This is a genomic window from Sphingobacterium sp. InxBP1 (assembly GCF_026191775.1).
GTDB classification, from domain to species: domain Bacteria; phylum Bacteroidota; class Bacteroidia; order Sphingobacteriales; family Sphingobacteriaceae; genus Sphingobacterium; species Sphingobacterium thalpophilum.
This window is the reverse complement of record NZ_JAINDX010000047.1, coordinates 91,194-112,103: the sequence shown is the minus strand read 5'-3', so window position 1 is coordinate 112,103 and position 20,910 is coordinate 91,194. Positions and strand designations below refer to the sequence as shown.

At 43.5% G+C, this 20,910-nt stretch carries 20 protein-coding genes and 1 tRNA gene; 19 read left to right on the top strand and 2 right to left on the bottom strand.

Features of this window, described 5'->3' with window-relative positions; translation table 11 throughout:
• The first annotated feature begins 2 nt into the window (after positions 1-2).
• From K7A41_RS16155 to K7A41_RS16145, 3 genes are read left to right on the top strand one after another with little or no spacing between them, the layout of a single operon-like run.
• Complete coding sequence (locus tag K7A41_RS16155; protein WP_265714492.1) at positions 3-1,271, top strand: condensation domain-containing protein; 1,269 nt, start codon at positions 3-5, stop codon at positions 1,269-1,271.
• On the top strand, positions 1,268-2,518 hold the full coding sequence (locus K7A41_RS16150) for a condensation domain-containing protein (RefSeq protein WP_265714491.1): 1,251 nt from the start codon (positions 1,268-1,270) through the stop codon (positions 2,516-2,518). The genes K7A41_RS16155 and K7A41_RS16150 overlap by 4 nt, the downstream gene beginning before the upstream one ends.
• Positions 2,519-2,526: 8 nt before the next feature.
• Positions 2,527-3,117, top strand: a complete 591-nt coding sequence (locus K7A41_RS16145) for a hypothetical protein (RefSeq protein WP_265714489.1) — start codon at positions 2,527-2,529, stop codon at positions 3,115-3,117.
• Between the two features lie 184 nt (positions 3,118-3,301).
• Here K7A41_RS16145 and K7A41_RS16140 read toward each other — a convergent pair.
• Positions 3,302-3,375 (bottom strand) — tRNA-Pro (locus K7A41_RS16140).
• A 443-nt stretch (positions 3,376-3,818) separates the two neighbouring features.
• Here K7A41_RS16140 and rplS point away from each other — a divergent pair.
• The 5 genes from rplS (at position 3,819) to K7A41_RS16115 (ending at position 10,013) form a co-directional block, all read left to right on the top strand.
• The gene (rplS, locus tag K7A41_RS16135) at positions 3,819-4,166 is read left to right on the top strand and encodes a 50S ribosomal protein L19 (RefSeq protein ID WP_209581561.1); all 348 of its coding nucleotides are present in this window, start codon (positions 3,819-3,821) and stop codon (positions 4,164-4,166) included.
• A gap of 268 nt (positions 4,167-4,434) precedes the next feature.
• Positions 4,435-5,520: a carbohydrate-binding family 9-like protein gene (locus K7A41_RS16130; protein WP_265714487.1), complete on the top strand. Its 1,086-nt coding sequence runs from the start codon at positions 4,435-4,437 to the stop codon at positions 5,518-5,520.
• 119 nt (positions 5,521-5,639) lie between these two features.
• Entirely contained in the window at positions 5,640-7,250 is a 1,611-nt protein-coding gene (locus K7A41_RS16125; RefSeq protein ID WP_028070557.1) for a CTP synthase, read from the top strand.
• Between the two features lie 38 nt (positions 7,251-7,288).
• Entirely contained in the window at positions 7,289-9,106 is a 1,818-nt protein-coding gene (yidC, locus tag K7A41_RS16120) for a membrane protein insertase YidC (RefSeq protein WP_265714486.1), read from the top strand.
• A 121-nt stretch (positions 9,107-9,227) separates the two neighbouring features.
• Positions 9,228-10,013, top strand: a complete 786-nt coding sequence (locus tag K7A41_RS16115) for an META domain-containing protein (protein WP_265714484.1) — start codon at positions 9,228-9,230, stop codon at positions 10,011-10,013.
• Positions 10,014-10,124: 111 nt separating this feature from the next.
• On the opposite strand, the gene K7A41_RS16110 is transcribed toward K7A41_RS16115, so the two are convergent.
• Positions 10,125-11,474: an acyl-CoA dehydrogenase family protein gene (locus K7A41_RS16110; protein ID WP_197734466.1), complete on the bottom strand. Its 1,350-nt coding sequence runs from the start codon at positions 11,472-11,474 to the stop codon at positions 10,125-10,127.
• Between the two features lie 295 nt (positions 11,475-11,769).
• Here K7A41_RS16110 and K7A41_RS16105 point away from each other — a divergent pair, with 295 nt between their 5' ends.
• From K7A41_RS16105 to K7A41_RS16055, 11 genes are all read left to right on the top strand, one after another.
• Positions 11,770-11,991, top strand: coding sequence for a hypothetical protein (locus K7A41_RS16105; RefSeq protein ID WP_028070561.1), 222 nt, complete (start codon positions 11,770-11,772; stop codon positions 11,989-11,991).
• A gap of 146 nt (positions 11,992-12,137) precedes the next feature.
• Positions 12,138-12,362, top strand: coding sequence for a hypothetical protein (locus tag K7A41_RS16100; RefSeq protein ID WP_265714480.1), 225 nt, complete (start codon positions 12,138-12,140; stop codon positions 12,360-12,362).
• 126 nt (positions 12,363-12,488) lie between these two features.
• On the top strand, positions 12,489-13,838 hold the full coding sequence (purB, locus tag K7A41_RS16095; protein ID WP_265714478.1) for an adenylosuccinate lyase: 1,350 nt from the start codon (positions 12,489-12,491) through the stop codon (positions 13,836-13,838).
• A gap of 73 nt (positions 13,839-13,911) precedes the next feature.
• Complete coding sequence (locus K7A41_RS16090) at positions 13,912-14,466, top strand: NifU family protein (protein ID WP_028070564.1); 555 nt, start codon at positions 13,912-13,914, stop codon at positions 14,464-14,466.
• A 397-nt stretch (positions 14,467-14,863) separates the two neighbouring features.
• On the top strand, positions 14,864-15,712 hold the full coding sequence (locus K7A41_RS16085; protein ID WP_265714476.1) for a transketolase: 849 nt from the start codon (positions 14,864-14,866) through the stop codon (positions 15,710-15,712).
• An 89-nt stretch (positions 15,713-15,801) separates the two neighbouring features.
• On the top strand, positions 15,802-16,755 hold the full coding sequence (locus tag K7A41_RS16080) for a transketolase family protein (RefSeq protein WP_265714475.1): 954 nt from the start codon (positions 15,802-15,804) through the stop codon (positions 16,753-16,755).
• Between the two features lie 21 nt (positions 16,756-16,776).
• Entirely contained in the window at positions 16,777-17,322 is a 546-nt protein-coding gene (locus tag K7A41_RS16075) for an RNA polymerase sigma factor (protein ID WP_028070567.1), read from the top strand.
• Between the two features lie 33 nt (positions 17,323-17,355).
• On the top strand, positions 17,356-18,417 hold the full coding sequence (locus K7A41_RS16070) for a hypothetical protein (protein ID WP_265714474.1): 1,062 nt from the start codon (positions 17,356-17,358) through the stop codon (positions 18,415-18,417).
• Positions 18,417-18,833 (top strand): hypothetical protein, encoded by a 417-nt coding sequence (locus K7A41_RS16065; protein WP_232048683.1) that lies wholly within the window; start codon positions 18,417-18,419, stop codon positions 18,831-18,833. Before K7A41_RS16070 ends, K7A41_RS16065 begins: the two co-directional genes overlap by 1 nt.
• A gap of 62 nt (positions 18,834-18,895) precedes the next feature.
• Positions 18,896-20,083, top strand: coding sequence for an aspartate aminotransferase family protein (locus K7A41_RS16060; protein WP_265714473.1), 1,188 nt, complete (start codon positions 18,896-18,898; stop codon positions 20,081-20,083).
• 33 nt (positions 20,084-20,116) lie between these two features.
• Positions 20,117-20,878 (top strand): SGNH/GDSL hydrolase family protein, encoded by a 762-nt coding sequence (locus K7A41_RS16055; RefSeq protein ID WP_265714472.1) that lies wholly within the window; start codon positions 20,117-20,119, stop codon positions 20,876-20,878.
• Positions 20,879-20,910 lie beyond the last annotated feature (32 nt).

Sequence of the window (20,910 nt, the reverse complement as noted above, 5' to 3'; positions counted from 1 at the left end):
AAATGAAAAGAAGACTATTATTTGGCGAACGTATGTTATGGGGCGATGGAACCGAACCCTTCAATGCAGTCATTCCTTTTCGTCTACGGGGTATTTTTAAGGAAGAGGATATCCGAAATGCGCTGGACAGGCTACAGGAAAAACATCCCTGGTTACGGGCCCTGATAGTCTATGACGAGAAAAATGCTCCCTGGTTCAAAGTACCTGAATTGACCGTGCCTATTCCAGTACGGTCAGTCCGACGAAATAGTGAAGAGCATTGGCAGGAGGAATCCATACGGGAATGGCATTCCCCTTTTGATCATCAGGCACCTCTGGTTCGCTTTGTATGGATCCGGGGAGAAGAGGTCTCAGATATGCTTTTTGTAGTTCACCATTGCCTCTGTGACGGCGGCTCTGCAATGGCTTTGTTGTACGCGTTCTTAAAAGTACTGGACAATCCAGCAGCATTCATCGGACATGAACAACCTATCGGCGGCATTCAGGATGTTGTACCCGCTGATATTTTAGAGAATAAGCGGGTACAGCTAAAGGCTAAACTAATTGGCCGCTTAGCCATTTTCGTTATGAAGTGCCTCCCCGTCCGCAAAAAAGCAGTAGACCGACAGGCGGACTATTTGATCCGCTGGAAATTCGATGAGGCCAGCAGTCGAAGGCTGATCTCTCATTGCAAGTCCCTGCGTGTTACGGTCAATACTTTTTTGGCTTGTACCATATTGGATGCATTCCAGAAAATACGGGGTGCCGCGGCTTTCAATAAGGTTTCCTGTCCGGTAGATATCCGTCGTTTTGCTCCGCAGGTAAAAGACGACCATATTTTTGCTTTTGGGCTGATGATAGTGCTTTCGTCAGACCGCAAGCGAACTCCTGTCGATAAACTGCAGATCATGCAGGCAGCAGTGGACCGTAAAACAGCCAAGCTGAATCCCTACCTCACAATGATGGTCATGGAGTCTGCCCACGATGCGCTGCACAACTTTACCCGGCTACTTAAGCGGGGTCGCTCGTCCAACGACTGCATGTTCTCGAATCTGGGGCGTCTTGAGATTCCGGATCAATACCAGTCCTTCAGCCTTGAAGCTATTTTTAGCCCGTCCGTCATTGGCCCTCTGGGTAATACAACAACCATGGTCACGTCCACATTTAAGGAGCAAATGGATTTTTCATTTGTGGGAAGTGAAGGTTATCTTCCAAAAGCCGAGGCAATGGCCATCCGAGATGCCATCATTGATTCCATTAGACAACAGATAGATTATCAGACAGCATCATGAACACGAGAACATTAATGATGGTGGAACGGATCATGTATGTGGATGCGGAGACACCTTTAAACTGTGTATTTGCTGCGAAAATTAGAGGTAACCTAGCTGCCACAGACATCCAGCATGCACTGGATAAAATCCAACAAAAACACCCGCTGTTGCGGTCATCTATTGACACCACCACCGCAGCCAAGCCCACTTTCGTCGTCCAAGAGAACATGTCCCCCATTCCGCTGCGTGTGATCGAGCGTCAAACGGAGGAGGATTGGCTATTGGAATCGGAACGAGCATGGTACCATTCTTTTAAGGACCAGAGGCTCCCGCTTGCGGAGCTGCTATGGATCAAAGGGCAAGATTGCTCCGAACTCCTGTGGGTACTGCCCCATTGCATATGTGATGGCACAAGCATTGTCACCCTGATGCGCGAACTCCTGTCGCTACTAGACGACCCAACAGCGCATCTGCCACCGTACTCCCTTTTCGGATCAGTCGACGAATTCCTCCCCGCAGGATTTAACCTGACTAAAAAATCCCGCAAGGCAAAATTCTACTTAGTCATGGCACGACTGCTCTTTTCCCTGCAGCGCAAAAGCAAGCGAAAAAACGTTGGCCGAAATTATGCCCTTCACTGGAAGCTACCACCTCAGACTACTGCTAATATAACAAGCCGCTGTAGAGCGCTGGGGATTACAGTACATGCTGCCTTATGCGCGGCGTTTATGCAAGCTTTTCAGAACATACAGGGTAAAAAGGCAAAAAATAAGGTCATCAGTCCAATAGATATCAGACATTTTATTCCAGAAATCAGACAGGATCACATGTTCGCTTTCGCTCCTACCGTCGAGCTTTCTCTAAAAAAAGGTGAATATAATCTGCTCAATAATACTGTGTATCTTAAAGCAATGCTGCTGCAAAAAATGGAAAAGATAAATGCCCGTGAACTTTTGTGGCTGGGTGAACAGCTACATCCGCTGGTGCACCGTATGATCGCGATGCTGCGGACCAGCCGAGGTGGACACGACATCACTTTATCGAATATGGGGCGGATACAGATCCCGGCAAATTTCAAAAATTTCAGTGTTGAAAGCGTATTTAGCCCTACAGTAGCGTTCCCTTGGCTAAATGCAAATACCTTGGTGACGACGACCTACCGGGATCAAATGGACTTCTCGTTCATGTCCCACGAAGATTTTCTGCCGAAGGATGAAGCGAACAGAATTAAAGAACGGGCAATTGCATTATTGACATCGCTATAACATACGAAATGATAACAGCACCACCACCAAAGAAAATAAAGAAAACGACACTCCGGCACTTTTTGAGAAAGCGTGCATTATACTATATTATTCCCAACGTCTGTTTTAACTTCCTGATCGCTTATACCAGTTTTCAGGAGCTTGGATACACCCATTTTTTCGCCGGTCACCAGAGCCTTGCCCGATTGACACTGCCTATGGCGATATTTCTGCCTGTTGTCCTGACAATGGACATCATCAAGCGCGTCATTCTGGCCATCGAACAGAAATCCATTGCGCTGGCGGTGGACGGTAAACTGAAACGCCATGCTTTTATTACCAGGCTGTGCATTGCCCATGGCTTGGTTACTGGACTGTTGGTACTATCCTGCCTTCTTTTCGCACAATACAGCCTAACAGCTCACTACAAATTGAATGCAACAGCCATGGCAGCTCTCGACGCCCTGCTTGCAGGGCTGCTTTCGGTCATATTTACCTATTTACCCATACGCAGACTAAGGAAACATCTGTACAAGCCCACCTTGGCCATGGACGAAATACCGGTTGAGCAATCTCCAACTGAGGCGCAAAGCGAAGAAAAGCTCCCTTTAGATCGATAAGCTCAGCGAGGTTTACTCACAGATAATGAGAGAAACGGTGACTAACAGATACTTTAAAATGGACATAACTTTCTTTAATGCTTTCTGCCAGAAGTATAAGATTGGTTCGGACCTCATAAAAGGTTGTAGGATCTTTCCCTGCCTGGAAACAAAAAAAGCCCCAACTTTCGTTAGAGCTTTTCTGTCGGGGTGGCAGGATTCGAACCTACGACCTCCACATCCCAAATGTGGCGCGATACCGGGCTACGCTACACCCCGAAAAGGTATCACCTTTGTTTTGTGTGGCACAAATATCGAATCATTTTTTTAATTTGTCAAGAACTTTGTACAATTTTAAAAGTAAAGCACTGATTGATTGCGGGATATTTTATCAAGTGTCAATCGTGCTGTATAAACATCAGTTGTTATTTACTACATTTCTAAACAAAATATGTTGCTAGCACAAGGAAAACAGCAATCATGGGAAGAGGTAGAAAAGATTGCTGGTCGAAAGCCAATGAAGACTTGGCAAAAGGCTATTTACCTCAGTTTGAGAATATTCAAAATAACTTTAGATAATCGATTTCATTTTTATATCTTTGCATCCAATTTGAATAACAGCAGATAGTTTTTTCAAAAACTATTTCCATATTCAAAAAATAAGTCGTAATATTGCATTCCGATTTTTACAGGATATAAATCGTTAATAATTACTCGAAATCATGGATTTAGTAAAATTTGTAGAAGAACAAGCGGTAGTAAAAAATGAAATTCCCGCTTTCAAAGCCGGAGATACCATCAGCGTTCATTATAAAATTCGCGAAGGAAATAAAGAGCGTGTTCAGGTGTACCAAGGTGTAGTGATCCAATTAAACAGCGAAGGTGCTAACGCTACTTTTACCGTTCGTAAAATCTCTAACGGTGTAGGTGTTGAACGTATTTTCCCTGTAAACTCACCAAACATTGAAAAAATTGTAGTAAACAGCTACGGTAAAGTTCGTCGCGCAAAATTATTCTATTTACGTGGCCTTACTGGTAAAGCTGCTCGTATTAAATCGAAAAGAATCTAATTACGACTACCACAGCATAAAAAAGGCTTTGATGAATTTCAAAGCCTTTTTTTATTTTCTGTCCTCTCCTCGCCTTGCTTCGGCAATCCCGACTGTAATAAAATTAAGACAATACCTTCGTGACGAGCAAATACGGCACACACAATTGCTACGCTAAAACATTTTATTTACTTTTAGCCAGCAAAATACCATGCGCAAAGGTCAACATTGCAGCGGCCTGCTGAATGAAAACCGATATGTAAATGAGATGAAAGAAAAAAATAATGTGATGAGAAATATCCTGCTAGCCCTTGCCCTTACCTTACAGTCCATCAGCATTTTCGCGCAACGGAATCTCGAAGAATTCCACCGTTTACAGAACCAGCCGGCAGTATACTATGTGCAGAAAACCCAGGAACAGATTTCCATTGACGGAAAAGCCGATGAGAAGTCTTGGACACTGGCCCCTTGGACTTCTCCGTTCTGCGATATCGAAGGACCAAGCAGACCTGCTCCGACTCTGAACACACAAGTCAAAATGCTGTGGAATGAGGAAAACTTATATATCTATGCGAAATTGGACGAACCGCATATCAACGGCTACCTTCGGCAACCGGATACGATCATCTATCATGACAATGACTTTGAAGTGTTCCTCAAACCCAACCTTCGATCTCCAGACTATGTCGAAATCGAAGTCAATGCGCTAAATACTGTAATGGACCTGTTAATGACGAAACCATATCGTTTTGGCGGCAAGGCCAATCTAAACTGGGACACCAAAGGCCTCACAAGCGCCGTATACCATGAAGGCACGATCAATAATCCATCCGACCGGGATAAGTTCTGGTCAGTCGAACTAAAGATCCCGGTCAAAAGCCTTAAGTATTTTGGTGAGGGACAACATATCAAGACCAACGAAGTGTGGAAAATAAACTTCTCCCGGGTGCAATGGCATTACGACAGCACAGAAAAGGAATACACGAAAAGAAAGGATACCAAAGGAAAACTGCTGTCCGAACAGAACTGGGTATGGTCTCCTATCGGTTTGATCAATATGCACTACCCCGAACGTTGGGGACATATTAAGTTTGTGGAACATGCCGATCTGCACTTTTTGGATCGCTCGTTCCAAACGATTGAAAAAATAGCCTGGAATATTTTTTATCTGCAAGAGATTTATAAACGCGAAAATAAGCGCTATGCCAGATCGTTGGCAGACCTCAATACACTATATCCAGGTCTCTCCGCGGACAGCAAGGCGTATGATATTACCTTTTCGAACACGAGCAACTTCTATCGTGCTGAAATAAAGTCGAAATCGAAGCCCAGCCTAAAAGCAAGCATCGACAGTCAGGGGAATATTTATTTTTAATTTATTATTCGGCCGATCTTCAATTATAATTTTGAATAAAAATTGCTACCTTTGTATCCCGTACATAGAGCAACTATTTTGGTCGTTTGACCACATAAAATTGAAATCCTTTAATTGTTATGACTAAATATATTTTTGTTACGGGCGGCGTTACTTCGTCGTTAGGGAAAGGTATTATTGCAGCCTCCCTTGCTAAACTTCTCCAGGCACGTGGCTACAAAGTGACCATCCAAAAATTCGACCCTTACATTAACATTGATCCCGGAACCTTAAATCCTTATGAGCACGGTGAATGCTATGTCACCGAGGATGGAGCTGAGACAGACCTTGACTTAGGTCACTATGAACGTTTTCTCAATGTTCCTACTTCCCAGGCGAACAATGTAACAACAGGCCGTATTTACCAGCATGTGATCCAGCAGGAACGTGAAGGCGCATATTTAGGAAAAACAGTTCAAGTCATTCCCCATATCACCGACGAGATCAAACGCCGTATGCAATTGCTGGGTGAATCTGGCAACTATGACATTATCATTACTGAGCTGGGCGGCACAGTCGGTGACATCGAATCGCTTCCTTTTGTGGAAGCCGTCAGACAGTTGCGCTGGGAACTTGGAGCGAATAACTCCTTAGTGATCCACCTGACACTGGTCCCCTACCTGGCTGCTGCAGGTGAGCTCAAAACAAAGCCAACCCAGCACTCAGTCAAAACTCTGCTGGAATATGGCGTACAGCCAGATATTCTGGTATGTCGTACAGAACATAAATTATCGCAGGAAATACGCAAAAAATTAGCGCAATTCTGTAATGTCAATATCAATGCTGTTGTAGAATCCATCGATGCATCCACCATATATGATGTGCCGTTGTTGATGCTAAAAGAAAATCTGGATAAAACTGCGTTAACCAAGCTGAAACTTTCGAGCAAAAACGAACCTGATCTGGAAAATTGGAAAGCATTTTTGGGCAAGCTCAAAAATCCAACAAACGAGGTCAATATTGCCCTTGTGGGAAAATATGTTGAGCTTCCTGACGCATACAAGTCCATTACCGAAGGGTTTATTCATGCAGGAGCGAGCAATGAATGCAAGGTGAAGGTCAGTTATATCGCCGCTGAAAGTGTTACAAAGGAAAATGTTGCCGAGAAACTGAAAGGTATGGACGGAGTGCTGGTTGCTCCAGGATTTGGTGAACGCGGACTGGAAGGTAAATTAAACGCCATTCAGTATGTGCGCGAAAATCATATTCCATTTTTCGGTATCTGTCTGGGTATGCAATGCTCAGTTATCGAGTTCGGAAGAAACGTACTGGGACTGAAAGATGCCAACAGCTTTGAAATGGATGCGAATACCAGCAATCCGGTCATCAACCTAATGGAGGAGCAGAAAAACATCACCGATATGGGTGGAACAATGCGCTTAGGAGCCTATGACTGTGAAATCAAAAAAGGGACAAAAGCATTCGCGATCTATGGAAAAACAAAGATCTCAGAAAGACATCGTCACCGTTATGAGTTTAACAATGCCTATTTAAAACAATATGAAGCTGCCGGAATGATCGCTTCTGGCTTTAATCCGGAAACCGGTTTAGTTGAAATTGTCGAACTTAAAAATCATCCTTTTTTCGTTGCGGGACAATTTCATCCAGAATTAAAGTCAACTGTTGCAAATCCTCACCCACTTTTTGTTAGCTTTGTAGCCGCTGCTTTGGCGAACAAAAAATCAAAGTAGTGTAGAAGGATACAATTAATTAAGTTTAATTATTAAAAATGGATAGAAATACCCTAATTGGTTTGGTCCTGATGTTTGCTATCATCACTGGTTCGTTTTACCTGATGAAGCCCTCAGAATCGGAAATCAAACAAGAACAGGCGCGACAAGACGCAAAAGCGCAGGCAGCAAAGGGATTGCCTGTAAAGAATGACTCTATCGCAAAAGCAGCACAAACAGCAGCGACTGCAGATTCTGCTGAATTGAAGAAACCTTTTGGTGCTTCAAAATTTGGAACTGAAAAAATTATCACCCTCGAGAATGAATCGATCATTGCCAAAATCAGTACTAAAGGTGGTAAAGTAAAATCAGTCGAATTAAAAGGTGAAAAGAATTTCAATGGAAAACCATTGATGCTTTTTGATGGCGAAGACAATAAGTTTGGGTTCCAGTTCAACGCAGCGGGACAGAACATTTCAACAAACGATTTATACTTCCATACGGAGGCTACAGATATTCAAGTGACGGGTGAAGGCAAACAATCGGTCAAATTCAGGTTGAACTACAATGCAGATCAGTATATTGAATACGTATACTCCATCGCGGGCAAAGGCTATAATGTAGCACTTGATGTCAATACAAAAGGTATTCAGAACCTGATCCCGCAAAGCCAGAAAACATTAACCCTCAACTGGAATACAGCGCTCCGTCAAAAAGAGCAGAACATAGAATCTGAAAGACAGAAATCAACACTCTACTACAAAGAGGAGGATAAGGTCGACCACCTGTCCGAATCGAAGGATGACGACGAAGCACTGGAAAAGAAAGTACAGTGGATCGCTTTCAAACAGCATTATTTTTCCAATATCCTCAGCGCCAAAGACGGCTTTGTCAACGCCAAAGTCGACGTGAAGCACGCCACTGAGGGAGATGTTATCAAACTGTATAATACGAATGCAGAATTGAGCTTTGACAACCATAAGGATAATAATTACACATTAAATTTCTTCTTCGGCCCAAATCAGTATAATGTACTGAAGGCGGAGGGTAATGACTATCAGTCCATCATCAACATGGGCTGGGGGCCCATGCGCTGGATTAACCAGTGGATCACTGTACCGGTATTCAATTTTCTGGACGGCTTCCACATGAGTTATGGTATTGTTATTCTGCTGTTAACATTAATGCTGAAACTGATCCTATCACCAATGACGTACAAGTCCTATGTATCGATGGCCAAAATGCGGGTCTTGAAACCACAGCTCGATGAGATCAAGGCAAAGGTCGGTGAAGACAACCAGATGTTGATGCAGCAGGAACAGATGAAATTGTATAAGCAGGTTGGCGTGAACCCATTGGGTGGCTGTCTTCCGCTTCTTTTACAAATGCCATTTACCATTGCATTCTTCTACTTCTTTCCAAACTTATTTGAGCTGAGAGGACAGAGCTTCTTATTCATGAAGGATATGTCAACATACGACACCTTATTTACCTTCCCGGCAATATTTGGGTCCTTTAACCATATCTCATTGATGTGTATCCTAATGACCTTGACAACCTTGCTGACCACGTGGTACAACAATGCGACATCAGGAGCCACCGGACAGATGAAATACATGGGCTATATCATGCCACTGATTTTCTTCTTTGTCCTGAACAGTTTCCCTGCAGGTCTGAATTATTACTATTTTCTAAGTGCATTGTTCACATTCCTGACGCAGCTGGTAATCCGTTCAATGGTAGATGACGACAAAATCCTCGCGAAACTGGAGGAAAATAAGAAAAATCCAAAAGTGGAGAAAAAATCGTCTTTTCAGGCCAAATTGGAAGAAATGATGCGTGCGCAACAACAAGCGCAACAAAACAAAAATAAATAGCAATATTTATCTTACTGATAGAGAAGGCTTCCATTGAGGAAGCCTTTCTTTGTTTATGGATTTGTGTAGCGGTTCGCCAAACCAAACGTTAACTATGGTGTTAATATTAAAAACACTACACATGAGATTGATAAAAATTATGATGCTGACCATGTCGATTCTGGGGCTGGCAAGTTGTTCGGTGATAAACAGAAGTGCTGATAAACCGCAGTCCGACAAAGCCGGCATGGACATCATCGGAAAAAAATGGCAGTTAATTGAAGTGAATGGAAAAGCTGTTGCTGCAGAGATCAATGGCAGAATACCGTACCTGCAGCTGGATGAAACACGCTATAGTGCGAACGGCGGCTGCAATGGAATCGGCGGTGAACTGACGCTGGAAAAAAATGGAAAGATCAAATTTTCAAAAGGTATGTCCACGATGATGGCTTGCCCCGACATGTCCATCGAGCGTGCTCTTTCTACGGCTTTGCTCAGCACTGACAACTATACAGTAAATGGTAATATTCTCAACCTAAACAAAGCAAAGATGGCCCCGCTGGCCAAGTTCAGATTGCTCACTGCAGACCAACAGGATATCAGCGGCAGCTGGGAGCTCGACTATATCTCCGGTGCTCGCATAGCTTTCGAAGGACTTTATCCGCATCGTAAACCAACGATGAACTTCAGCGCCAAAGAAGGTAAAGTGAATGGCAACAGCAGCTGCAACAATTATAATGCAACCTTTAAAACAGCGGGCAATAAGATCAGCTTCGGGCCGATAATGTCGACGAAAATGGCTTGTGAAGGCAATGGTGAAGCGACATTTTTCTCCACTCTGGAAAAGGTAAATACGTATAGTGTCAGCGGCAATACATTGACCTTTATTATGGGCGACATCGCGGTGATGAGACTGCATCGTAAATAGCTCTTCGCTCAGCGCATATAAAATCAAATCAGGCGCCGATCCTGATCATCGCCTGATTTGATTTAATCCGAGGACCACATACAACTTCTCTTCAGCAGCCTTTCATCTGTGTCAGACAAACGCGCTGAATCCCGTGATGCTCCTTCCGACAATCAGCGAGTTGATCTCCTTTGTACCTTCATAAGAATAGATTGCCTCCGCATCGGCTAGAAATCTAGCGACGTTATATTCCAGTAAAATACCATTGCCGCCCATAACTTCCCTGGCCTTGGACACAATGTCTCGCGTACGTAACGAACAGAACACTTTAGCCAGAGAAGCATGTTCATCACGCAACTGTCCCGCATCCTGCAGTTCGGACAACCTAAACACCAGCGTCTGCATCGCCGTCAGATTGGAAAGCATCTCCACCAAATGGTTCTGGATGAGCTGGAAAGATGCGATGGGTTTACCAAATTGCTTTCTCTTTCGGGTATAGTCCAATGCATTTTCATAGGCGCCCCTGGCACAGCCTACAGCCATCCAGGCGACTCCCGCCCTTGTCATCTGAAGAACCTTACCGGTATCTTTGAAGGAATTCGCATTCTGCAAGCGGTCGGTTTCGGGAACAACACAATTATCCAGCGTAATAAGGCCATTTTGAACAATACGTAAGGCCATTTTATCCTTAATTTTTTCGACAGAAAAGCCGGGATTATCTTTACGGACAATGAAGCCTTTCACCTCTCCATCGTCGAGGTCCCTGGCCCAAATAATCGTCATATCGGAAAAGGTGGAATTGCCGATCCATTTCTTTTGGCCATTCAGCAACCAGCCGTCAGCAGTTTTCTTACAGGTCGTCGTCAGTCCGCCAGCAGCGCCCGATCCGACTTCGGGTTCGGTCAGACCAAAGGCGCCTATTACCTCCATCTTTTGCATCCTTGGCAGCCACTCCTGTTTCTGTTCATCCGAACCACAGATATAAATGGAGCCCATTGCCAGACCACTCTGCACACCAAAGAAAGTAGCTACCGATGCATCCACACGCGCAATTTCAGAGGCAATAATACCTTCCATTAGCGAACTGCCGCCAGCACAGCCGTAGCCATCATAGGTATATCCACATATATTGAGCGCCGCCAGTTTAGGAACGATCTCGAAAGGGAATTCGTCCCGTAACCAATATTTGTTTACAATAGGCTTGACTTCCTGTTCCATGAATTCGCGTACTTTCAGCTGTAGCTCGCGATCAGCACCGGTCAGTTTGCTGTCCATATCATAAAAATCTCCATTTATTGCAGGCAGCTCTTTCTTTTCCTTGCCAGCACCGAGCATCTTTATCAGCCCCTGCAGCTGCTTGTCATCCATTTTTGAGACGGCATCCATCACCGCACCCAAATCGACCTTCTTCGATATTTCTTCTAACTTGCCAAAGTCGATAGACTTGGCCAGATCCATGATATTCTTGACTTTATCAAACATAGTTGCAATATATTTTTAACAAAGGTGTTTCTTTTAAAATAAGAAAAATATTCCAAAATTGTTTGCTGCAACTCGACGGAACCCGTCATTATTTATTGCTGATCTTCAGAAGCCAAGCTTCACAAGAGCGCCAACACCCCAGCTCAAAAACAAGAAGACAAAATACAAAACACTGACAAACAAACATTTGAATCTATTTTAAAAAAAATAGCTTTTTTTGGGTTACCTTTTTGGGTAATGTGTATTAAGAAATGAAAAAAGAAAATTATTTCAATTTAAATTAGAAAATTAGAAAATGAAAAACGCATTAAAATTCGGTTTCTTAGGTTTAGCTTTAACTGTAGCTTTCGCATCTTGTAACAATACAGAGAAAAAAGCTGAAGGTGCTAATGATTCAGTTGCTAACACATTGGATTCAGCTGCTAACACTTTAGATTCAGCTAAAACTACTCTTGATTCAGCTGCTAACAAAGTTGACTCTGCTGCTAACAAAGTTGATTCAGCTGCTACAAAATAATTCGGAACCGAATGAGTTATTTGGAGAGGTTTTTCGAAAGAGAAACCTCTCTTTTTAAAAAAAAATAAAAAGCTGGGTTACCTTTTCAATTTATTGGTATAAACCCTTAAATAACAAGATTTGTAAATTATTTTAATTTTAATAAGATGAAAAACGCATTCAAATTAGGTTTCTTAGGATTAGCTCTAACAGTAGCTTTCGCGTCATGTGGTGAAACTGGTAAAAAATCCGACGCTGCTACTGATTCTGCAAACACAGCTTTAGATTCAGCTAACACTGCATTGGATTCAGCTAATACAGCATTAGACTCAGCTAAAACTGCTGTTGATTCAGCTAAAACTGCTGTTGATTCTACTAAAGCTGCTCACTAATTCTTCGAAACAGAATTTTATCAGCATAGAGATGCCTCCTGACACAGGGGGCATTTTTTATATCTACCCAATTAAATTGCTAAGCTCCAAGCATTTTTTTACCTTTGCCAAAAAATCATTCAATCTATGGCTTTATCATCTCTAACAGCAGTTACGCCTATTGACGGACGCTATTACAATAATACCAATGAGCTTGCCGCTTTTTTTTCTGAGTTTGCCCTGATAAAATATCGGGTTCGTGTCGAAGTCGAGTATTTTATCGCACTGAGCGAATCCGGAATTCCGCAGCTACAGCATTTTGACAAAACATTGAACGAGAAGCTAAGAGATATCTACCGCAATTTTTCGGAGGAAGACGCTATATGGATCAAAAATACTGAAAAAGTAACCAATCATGATGTTAAGGCGGTTGAGTATTTTCTAAAAGATCAATTTGAGAAACTGGACCTACAGGATTATCTTGAATTTATTCATTTCGGGCTCACCTCTCAAGATATCAACAATACAGCGATTCCCCTTTCGTGGAAAGAAGCCATTAAGGAAAGCTACATGCCTGCTATCGACGAACTGCTTCAGGAACTAAAGTCACTGGCAACATCTTGGTCAGATATCCCGATGCTCGCCCGTACGCATGGCCAGCCAGCATCGCCCACACGACTGGGTAAGGAATTGTACGTATTTATCGAACGCATCGAACGTCAGCTGCATCTTTTGCATGCAGTACCCTATTCAGCCAAATTTGGCGGGGCAACAGGTAATTTTAATGCACATCATGTAGCCTATCCAAATACCGATTGGGTAAGCTTTGGCAACAATTTCGTCAATATGGTCTTGGGACTGGACCGCTCGCAGACAACCACCCAGATCGAACATTATGATAACTTTGCCGCCAGCTGTGATGCACTGAAACGGATCAATACCATTATTATCGATCTATGCCGGGATATATGGACCTATATTTCCATGGAATATTTCAAGCAGAAAATTACTGCCGGACAAATTGGTTCTTCGGCCATGCCTCACAAAGTGAACCCGATTGATTTTGAGAATGCCGAAGGAAATCTCGGCATTGCCAATGCAATCTTCGAACATCTAGCCGCAAAACTGCCGGTTTCCCGCTTACAACGGGATCTGACGGACTCAACTGTCTTACGCAATATCGGTGTGCCGTTTGCCCATACGTTAATCGCTATAAAATCGACATTGAGAGGTTTACGCAAGCTCATCCTCAACGAGCCAGCTCTAGCCAATGATCTGGACAACAACTGGGCTGTGGTTGCTGAAGCATTGCAAACGATATTGCGGAGAGAAGGCTACCCCAAACCATATGAGGCATTGAAAGATCTTACACGCACCAACACACATGTGACACGTGAGACTATTGCCACATTTGTAGACAATCTCAACGTATCGGATGAGGTGAAAGCCGAGCTAAAGGCTATCAGTCCATCAAATTATACCGGCGTCTCTTTATAAGCTTTGACTTATAAATGACCTTAAGAGAACTTCTTTTGAACTATCTTTGTTTGGAATAAAAATTGAAATTCAAATGGCTACGATCAACGTATATACAGAATCTACTCCCAACCCTTCGACCATGAAGTTTCTGGTCAATAAATTACTGATCAACGGGAGTGTGGATTTTCCAAATAAAGAAGCGGCACAGGATTCCCCTTTTGCTCAGGAACTGTTCAAGTTCAATTTTGTGAACGGCGTATTTTTTGCTAGCAATTTTGTAACGGTCACCAAAACGGATGATGCGGAATGGGAAGATATCGAGGCCCTGTTAAAAGACTTTGTAAAAGGCGCTGTTGAATCTGAACTAGCCGTAAAGGCTGTCCACCATGACACCGAGGTAAACTTTGAAGGAACAGACACCGAAGTCAAGATCCAACAGGTTCTACATGATTACGTACGGCCCGCTGTTGAGCAAGATGGTGGTGCTATCCATTACAAGTCTTTCCATGAAGGTGTGGTGACTGTTGAATTAAAAGGTTCGTGCAGCGGCTGCCCTTCGTCTACCATCACGCTTAAAGCAGGTATAGAAGGCTTATTGAAACGCATGGTACCCGAAGTGACCGAAGTGGTGGCAGAAGCCATGTAAATTTTCGTCAGCATAACTATAGCAAAAAAAGGATTCAGTAAAATTTGCTGAATCCTTTTTTTTGGTCTGTGATCGCCTACCGCTTGGACGGCTTTCGCACAGCAATAGACCTCATGATATCCACCATATACACCTACTTCAGAAAACTGTCGTGCAACCGCAAATTGACGACGAATCCCCATATAAAGTTCAAATTTTCCTAGCCCCACCTTTCATGAGTAGTATTGGCCCAATAGCCCCGGGGTGGGCGGGCAGGCACATCCATGCATACATGGTTACCGTCGACAAAAGGTCTTTTGTTTTCCACTCTGGAGATCAGCAAAGAAATTCACTTTTTAACAAGCATCTAGCTTAAAAATAGTTAACTTTACGACCAATTGTGAAACCAACAAAAAAAATGAGTGCAGATATTAACAAACTAGAACAAATCGCATCACAGGTAAGACGTGATATCGTACGTATGGTACACGCTTGTCAATCAGGCCACCCTGGTGGTTCATTAGGTTGTACAGATTACTTTGTGGCGCTTTATTTCAATGCAATGAAACGCAATCCCTCCTTTGACATGGATGGGGAAGGGGAAGATTTATTCTTCTTGTCAAACGGCCACATTTCGCCAGTATTTTACAGTACATTGGCGCGTGCGGGTTATTTTGAAGTGAGTGAATTGGCAACCTTCAGAAAAATCAATTCGAGACTTCAGGGCCACCCTACTACCCATGAAGGTCTTCCGGGTATCCGTGTGGCTTCAGGATCGTTGGGTCAGGGATTGTCTGTTGCGATTGGTGCAGCACAGGCAAAAAAATTGAATAAAGACAATAATCTAGTTTATGTATTGATGGGCGATGGCGAGCTGCAGGAAGGACAAGTCTGGGAAGCAGCGATGTATGCACCGCACAACAAGGTCGACAACCTAATTGCAGCTGTTGACTATAACAATGCCCAGATCGATGGATCGACGGATCAGGTATTATCATTGGGTGATCTACGCGCAAAATGGGAAGCTTTTGGCTGGGAGGTGATGGAAGTGGCCAAAGGAAATGATATGGCGTCTGTCGTAGCTGGCCTGGCAGAAGCGAAGTCACGTACCGGAAAAGGCAAACCGGTAGTTATCTTATTGCACACAGAAATGGGAAAAGGTGTTGATTTCATGATGGGTTCTCATAAATGGCACGGTGTGGCGCCAAATGACGAACAGTTGGCATCGGCTTTAAATCAACTGACTGAAACTTTGGGAGATTACTAAGAATGAAACCGAGCTGTAGATAATGCTGTACTGTGGGTCAGTACTATTTACACCGAGTTCATCAGCCGACAAAAGAAAAAAATAATTAAATGAAAAAATATACTTACACAGAGTCAAAAGATACACGTTCGGGATTCGGCGCCGGTTTACTGGAAGCTGGAAAACAGGATGAGAATGTAGTTGCATTATGTGCAGATTTGATCGGTTCATTAAAAATGAACGATTTTATAAAAGAATTTCCACAACGCTTTTTCCAGATTGGCATTGCTGAAGCGAACATGATGGGCATCGCTGCCGGCCTGACTATTGGCGGCAAAATTCCGTTTACAGGGACGTTTGCGAACTTCTCTACGGGCCGTGTTTACGACCAGATCCGTCAATCCATTGCTTATTCAGGCAAAAATGTGAAGATTGCTGCTTCACACGCAGGGTTAACTTTGGGAGAAGACGGGGCTACCCACCAAATTCTGGAAGATATCGGCTTAATGAAAATGCTACCAGGGATGACGGTGATCAACCCTTGCGATTTCAACCAGACAAAAGCAGCTACCATAGCCGCTGCGAAATACGATGGCCCTGTTTATTTGCGTTTTGGCCGTCCAGTAGTACCTAACTTTACTCCTGCCGACCAAGAATTTGTAATCGGAAAAGCAGTTTTGTTGAACGAAGGTTCTGATGTGACGATCATTGCTACTGGACACTTAGTCTGGGAAGCAATTCAAGCGGGTGAAAAATTAGCAGAACTCGGCATCAACGCCGAAATTATCAATATTCACACCATTAAACCACTGGACGAAGAGGCCATCTTAAAATCTGTTGCCAAAACAAAATGTGTGGTGACTGCAGAGGAGCACAACCGCCTGGGAGGGTTGGGTGACAGTGTAGCGCAAGTGCTGGCAAAAGCATTGCCTAGCCCGCAGGAATACGTAGCTGTCAACGATAGCTTCGGCGAGTCTGGTACACCTGCACAATTAATGGAAAAATACGGACTGAATGCAGATGCAATCGTCGCTGCTGCTCAAAAAGTAATCAATAGAAAATAACAACACCACGCAGGTCAATATATGGATGACGCTTTAATTATAGCAAAATTCGCAGAAGAGAGTACGCGAGAAGAAGCTTTCCGTTCTTTGTTGAAAAAATATCAGCAAAAGATTTATTGGCATGTGCGAAGAATGGTAATCGATCATGATGATGCTGACGATGTTGTACAGGATATCTTTGTGAAAGTATGGAAAAACCTCGGTAATTTCCGCGAAGATTCACAATTGTATACCTGGCTATATCGAATTGCAACCAACGAATGTATTACATTCTTAAATAAGAAAAAGCAAAAGCAGAACGTGTCGTTGGATGACGACACCTCTGCTTATTTAGCAGAAACACTTGCTGATGGCAATTACTTTAGCGGCGACAAAGCCCAAATGAAATTGCAGCAGGCTCTATTAACATTACCCGAAAAGCAGAAATTGGTTTTTAACATGAAATATTTTGAAGATATGAAGTATGAAGAAATTTCTGAGGTTCTTGGCACAAGTGTCGGCGCATTGAAGGCGTCATACCACTTAGCTGTCAAAAAAATAGAGTCTTTTTTTAACAACCACGATTAAACCTTTTAGCGAAATCAGGCTCTAACAGATACTATGAAGGAAAATAGTACATATCATGATGGGCTGGAACCTACTAATCTTCCAGAATCATTGCGTAAAAATCCTTTTGGCGTGCCTGAAAACTATTTCGAGGATTTAGAATCGAAAATAATAGCGCATGTCAGCTTGGGTAAATGCAGTGAAGAAGGTGTATTTGAGGTTCCCGAAGGATATTTTGACAGCCTTCCTGATCGTATTATGGGCGAAATTGCTATGGATTCCATTGCATCCATAGCGGCCATAAATGACTTCGATATCCCTGAGCATTACGAAGCTGTATTGACCGACAGCATCTTTCATCGCATTGCAGAGGAAAAACTAAAAGAAAAGATTCAATCCGACGGCTTTAAGGTCCCTGTAAATTATGAACATGCACTTGAAGACGACATCTTTGCCCGTATCACGGCGGAGGAATTAAAGAATACGGTTCCAACAGATGGATTTACGATCCCGGCGGATTATATGCAGGCCCTTGAAGGTAGCATATTTGCACGTATAGCAACAGAGAAATTAAAAAATAGTATTTCTACCGACGGATATACGGTCCCGGGGGATTATGAACAGACGCTTGAAGACAACATATTTGCCCGGATTGCTGTAGACCAATTGAAGCAGAAGGTTCCAAACGATGGTTTTGAGGTACCGCCACATTATTTTGAGCGACTTTCGGACACGATCGTTGACACGATCCGACATAACGACGACGTCGTACTGCCGGAAACACCGATCCGCCGGCTCGGACGGCCTAAAAAATGGTACGCACGTTATGCCGTTGCGGCCTCACTGGCAATGACACTCGGACTGGGCGGGTATTGGGGATATCAATATCAGTCGCAAAACACGATTTCTGCAGATAATACAGCGGAACAGCAGTTGAGCCAGCATCTATCGGAAATCCCTAAACAGGAAATTATTAATTACCTTGCGGCTTCAGCATCGGGAGACGATATGATATATATGTCTCAATACACTGACGAAACCAATCTCCCGACAAAAGGATTTGGAACGAATGTATCTAAACAAGACATAGAAGATTATCTAAATTATAGCTTATAATGATGTTCGATAAAAAAAACATATGGATAACATTGTTCTTTAGTATATTCTCTATCGCTTTGGGCTTTTCACAAGACAGAAATCGATTTCAGGCTATTGAAAATGAGAAGATCGCTTACATTACTAAAGAACTCAATCTGACGCCGAGGGAAGCTCAGCAATTCTTTCCTTTGTACAATGAGTATAGCCAGACGCTGTGGGATTTAAGGAAAGCAAAGTTAAACGGTGCTCCTAAAAATAGTTTTCGGGGTGGCTCTAGAGATGTACTGCAATACGATGCCAAAGAGGTGGAGGTAAAAAAAGAATACCGGTCAAAATTTGCCAAAGTCATCGGAAATGCACGTGCATCCCAATTCTTCGAAGTGGAACAGGAATTTCGGGAACATCTGTACAAATCATTACAGCGAAAAAAATAATCGCAAAAATAAAGGAGAAGTCTTCAGGACTTCTTTTTTTATTTTCGGACATTTGTACCATCATGCTAAGTAATAGAGAATTGTTTTTAATGAACACCGCGCAGACCTCGAGCTCCCCTAGACTGGTCGAGGTGGTTAAAGCCGAAGGTGTATACCTATACGGCCCTAATGGAGAAGAGTATATGGACCTGGTCTCAGGGTTCAATGTAAGCAATATAGGACATCGTCATCCCCGGGTGCTCGATGCAATAAAAGAGCAGCTGGACCAGTATTTACATGTCACTGTCTACGGTGAGTTCGTGCAGGCGCCACAGGTGCAGTTTGCCACAGAGTTATTAGCGGAGCTACCAGCTCCCTTGCAGTCTGTGTACTTTACCAACAGCGGTACGGAAGCAGTGGAAGGGGCTATGAAAATCGCCAAAAAATATACTGGAAGAAGGCAAATCCTCGCCGCAAAAAAGGCCTATCATGGAAGCACGCAAGGTGCATTGAGCCTCATTGGAAATGAGGACTATCGCCGGGCATACGCTCCGCTTCTCCCGGAGATAGACTTTATCAGCTTCAATGATATGGAGGACCTCGACAAAATTACTGCAAGCACTGCTGCGGTAATTTTGGAAGCTATACAAGGCGAGGCTGGCGTTAGAGTTCCTGATGTCGCTTACATGCAGGCGGTAAGAAAACGTTGTGACGAAACCGGCACCTTGCTGATTTTTGATGAAATCCAGACCGGTTTCGGACGTACAGGGAAACTATTCGCTTTTGAACATTTTGGTATTGTGCCTGACATTCTCATGCTGGCAAAAGGCATTGGCGGCGGCATGCCACTGGGTGCTTTTGTCGCTCCAAAAGAAGTAATGGATGTCATTAAAGACAATCCTATACTTGGCCATATTACCACCTTTGGTGGTCATCCCGTAAGTTGTGCAGCAGCAAGAGCTTCGCTCGCGGTAATTAAAGAAGAAAAGTTAATTGAACAGGTTGAGTATAAGGCGAGCCTATTCCGACAGCAGCTTCACCATCCTTCGGTCAGAGAGATCAGGGGACTAGGACTGATGATGTGTCTACAGCTGGATTCTTTCGAGCAAGTGTACCAGGTCAGCAAATACTGCGCTGATCATGGTGTCATGATCGACTGGTACCTTCATTGCGAGACCGCGCTCCGCATCGCGCCCCCGTTGACGATTACGGAATCCGAAATAGAAAAAGCCTGTAACATCATTATGAAAGGTTTGGAAAAGTGTACTTAAAGTACGTAACTTTAGGTATAACAAAACCTAATAATGAACACAGACCGCAGATCATTTATCAAAAAAAGCATTATTGGTGCTGGCCTTCTAACCAGCGCCAATATATTGGGTAACGAAGCTTTTGCCCACGAAGAAGCCGCCAGACCTTCCAAAATAAGTTTAAGCAAGGGAGACGTTATCCTCTTTCAGGGCGACTCGATTACCGATGTCGGCCGTGACAGAAATAACCGCAATGCCAACGATCCGGTAGCCCTGGGCCGGGGCTATGCGTTGCTCGCAGCCAGCCAGCTCCTCAATAAGTATGCTGCAAAGGAACTGAAAATTTACAATACCGGTATCAGCGGCAACCGCGTCCCCGATCTTCAAAAACGCTGGGCCGAGGACACGGTGGCACTCAAACCCGCAGTACTGAGCATTTTGATTGGTGTTAACGACTTTTGGCGGACAATAGACCGCGGTGCTAAAACTACCGTTGAAGAATACAAAGCGCAATATCAGCAACTGTTGCAGGAAACCTTACGGCGGCTTCCCGATGTGAAGTTAATTATCGGTGAACCTTTTGCTGTCAGAGGAGTTGGACACATCACAGAAGCCTGGTATCCCAAATTTCTGGATTATCAAGAAGCTGCACGTGATATAGCTCAAGAATTCAATGCGATACTTATACCCTATCAAAAAATATACGATAACGCCCAGAAAACGGCGCCCGGAGCTTATTGGGCTGCTGATGGAGTTCATCCAACACTTGCTGGTGCACAGCTCATGGCTAACGCCTGGATGGACTGCATCAAATAGAAAAAAAGGGCGGATCAACTGCATTTAACATC

Excerpts from the sequence above, each read along its gene's own strand:
- K7A41_RS16100 (WP_265714480.1), top strand. The coding sequence starts at position 12,138 with ATGAAAAACGCATTCAAATTAGGTTTCTTAGGATTAGCTCTAACAGTA.
- K7A41_RS16155 (WP_265714492.1), top strand. The coding sequence starts at position 3 with ATGAAAAGAAGACTATTATTTGGCGAACGTATGTTATGGGGCGATGGA.
- K7A41_RS16150 (WP_265714491.1), top strand. The coding sequence starts at position 1,268 with ATGAACACGAGAACATTAATGATGGTGGAACGGATCATGTATGTGGAT.
- K7A41_RS16090 (WP_028070564.1), top strand. The coding sequence starts at position 13,912 with ATGGCTACGATCAACGTATATACAGAATCTACTCCCAACCCTTCGACC.
- K7A41_RS16115 (WP_265714484.1), top strand. The coding sequence starts at position 9,228 with ATGAGATTGATAAAAATTATGATGCTGACCATGTCGATTCTGGGGCTG.
- K7A41_RS16055 (WP_265714472.1), top strand. The coding sequence starts at position 20,117 with ATGAACACAGACCGCAGATCATTTATCAAAAAAAGCATTATTGGTGCT.
- yidC (WP_265714486.1), top strand. The coding sequence starts at position 7,289 with ATGGATAGAAATACCCTAATTGGTTTGGTCCTGATGTTTGCTATCATC.
- K7A41_RS16085 (WP_265714476.1), top strand. The coding sequence starts at position 14,864 with ATGAGTGCAGATATTAACAAACTAGAACAAATCGCATCACAGGTAAGA.
- K7A41_RS16065 (WP_232048683.1), top strand. The coding sequence starts at position 18,417 with ATGATGTTCGATAAAAAAAACATATGGATAACATTGTTCTTTAGTATA.
- K7A41_RS16105 (WP_028070561.1), top strand. The coding sequence starts at position 11,770 with ATGAAAAACGCATTAAAATTCGGTTTCTTAGGTTTAGCTTTAACTGTA.
- K7A41_RS16075 (WP_028070567.1), top strand. The coding sequence starts at position 16,777 with ATGGATGACGCTTTAATTATAGCAAAATTCGCAGAAGAGAGTACGCGA.
- K7A41_RS16130 (WP_265714487.1), top strand. The coding sequence starts at position 4,435 with ATGAGAAATATCCTGCTAGCCCTTGCCCTTACCTTACAGTCCATCAGC.
- purB (WP_265714478.1), top strand. The coding sequence starts at position 12,489 with ATGGCTTTATCATCTCTAACAGCAGTTACGCCTATTGACGGACGCTAT.
- K7A41_RS16080 (WP_265714475.1), top strand. The coding sequence starts at position 15,802 with ATGAAAAAATATACTTACACAGAGTCAAAAGATACACGTTCGGGATTC.
- K7A41_RS16070 (WP_265714474.1), top strand. The coding sequence starts at position 17,356 with ATGAAGGAAAATAGTACATATCATGATGGGCTGGAACCTACTAATCTT.
- K7A41_RS16110 (WP_197734466.1), bottom strand. The coding sequence starts at position 11,474 with ATGTTTGATAAAGTCAAGAATATCATGGATCTGGCCAAGTCTATCGAC.
- K7A41_RS16125 (WP_028070557.1), top strand. The coding sequence starts at position 5,640 with ATGACTAAATATATTTTTGTTACGGGCGGCGTTACTTCGTCGTTAGGG.
- K7A41_RS16060 (WP_265714473.1), top strand. The coding sequence starts at position 18,896 with ATGCTAAGTAATAGAGAATTGTTTTTAATGAACACCGCGCAGACCTCG.
- rplS (WP_209581561.1), top strand. The coding sequence starts at position 3,819 with ATGGATTTAGTAAAATTTGTAGAAGAACAAGCGGTAGTAAAAAATGAA.
- K7A41_RS16145 (WP_265714489.1), top strand. The coding sequence starts at position 2,527 with ATGATAACAGCACCACCACCAAAGAAAATAAAGAAAACGACACTCCGG.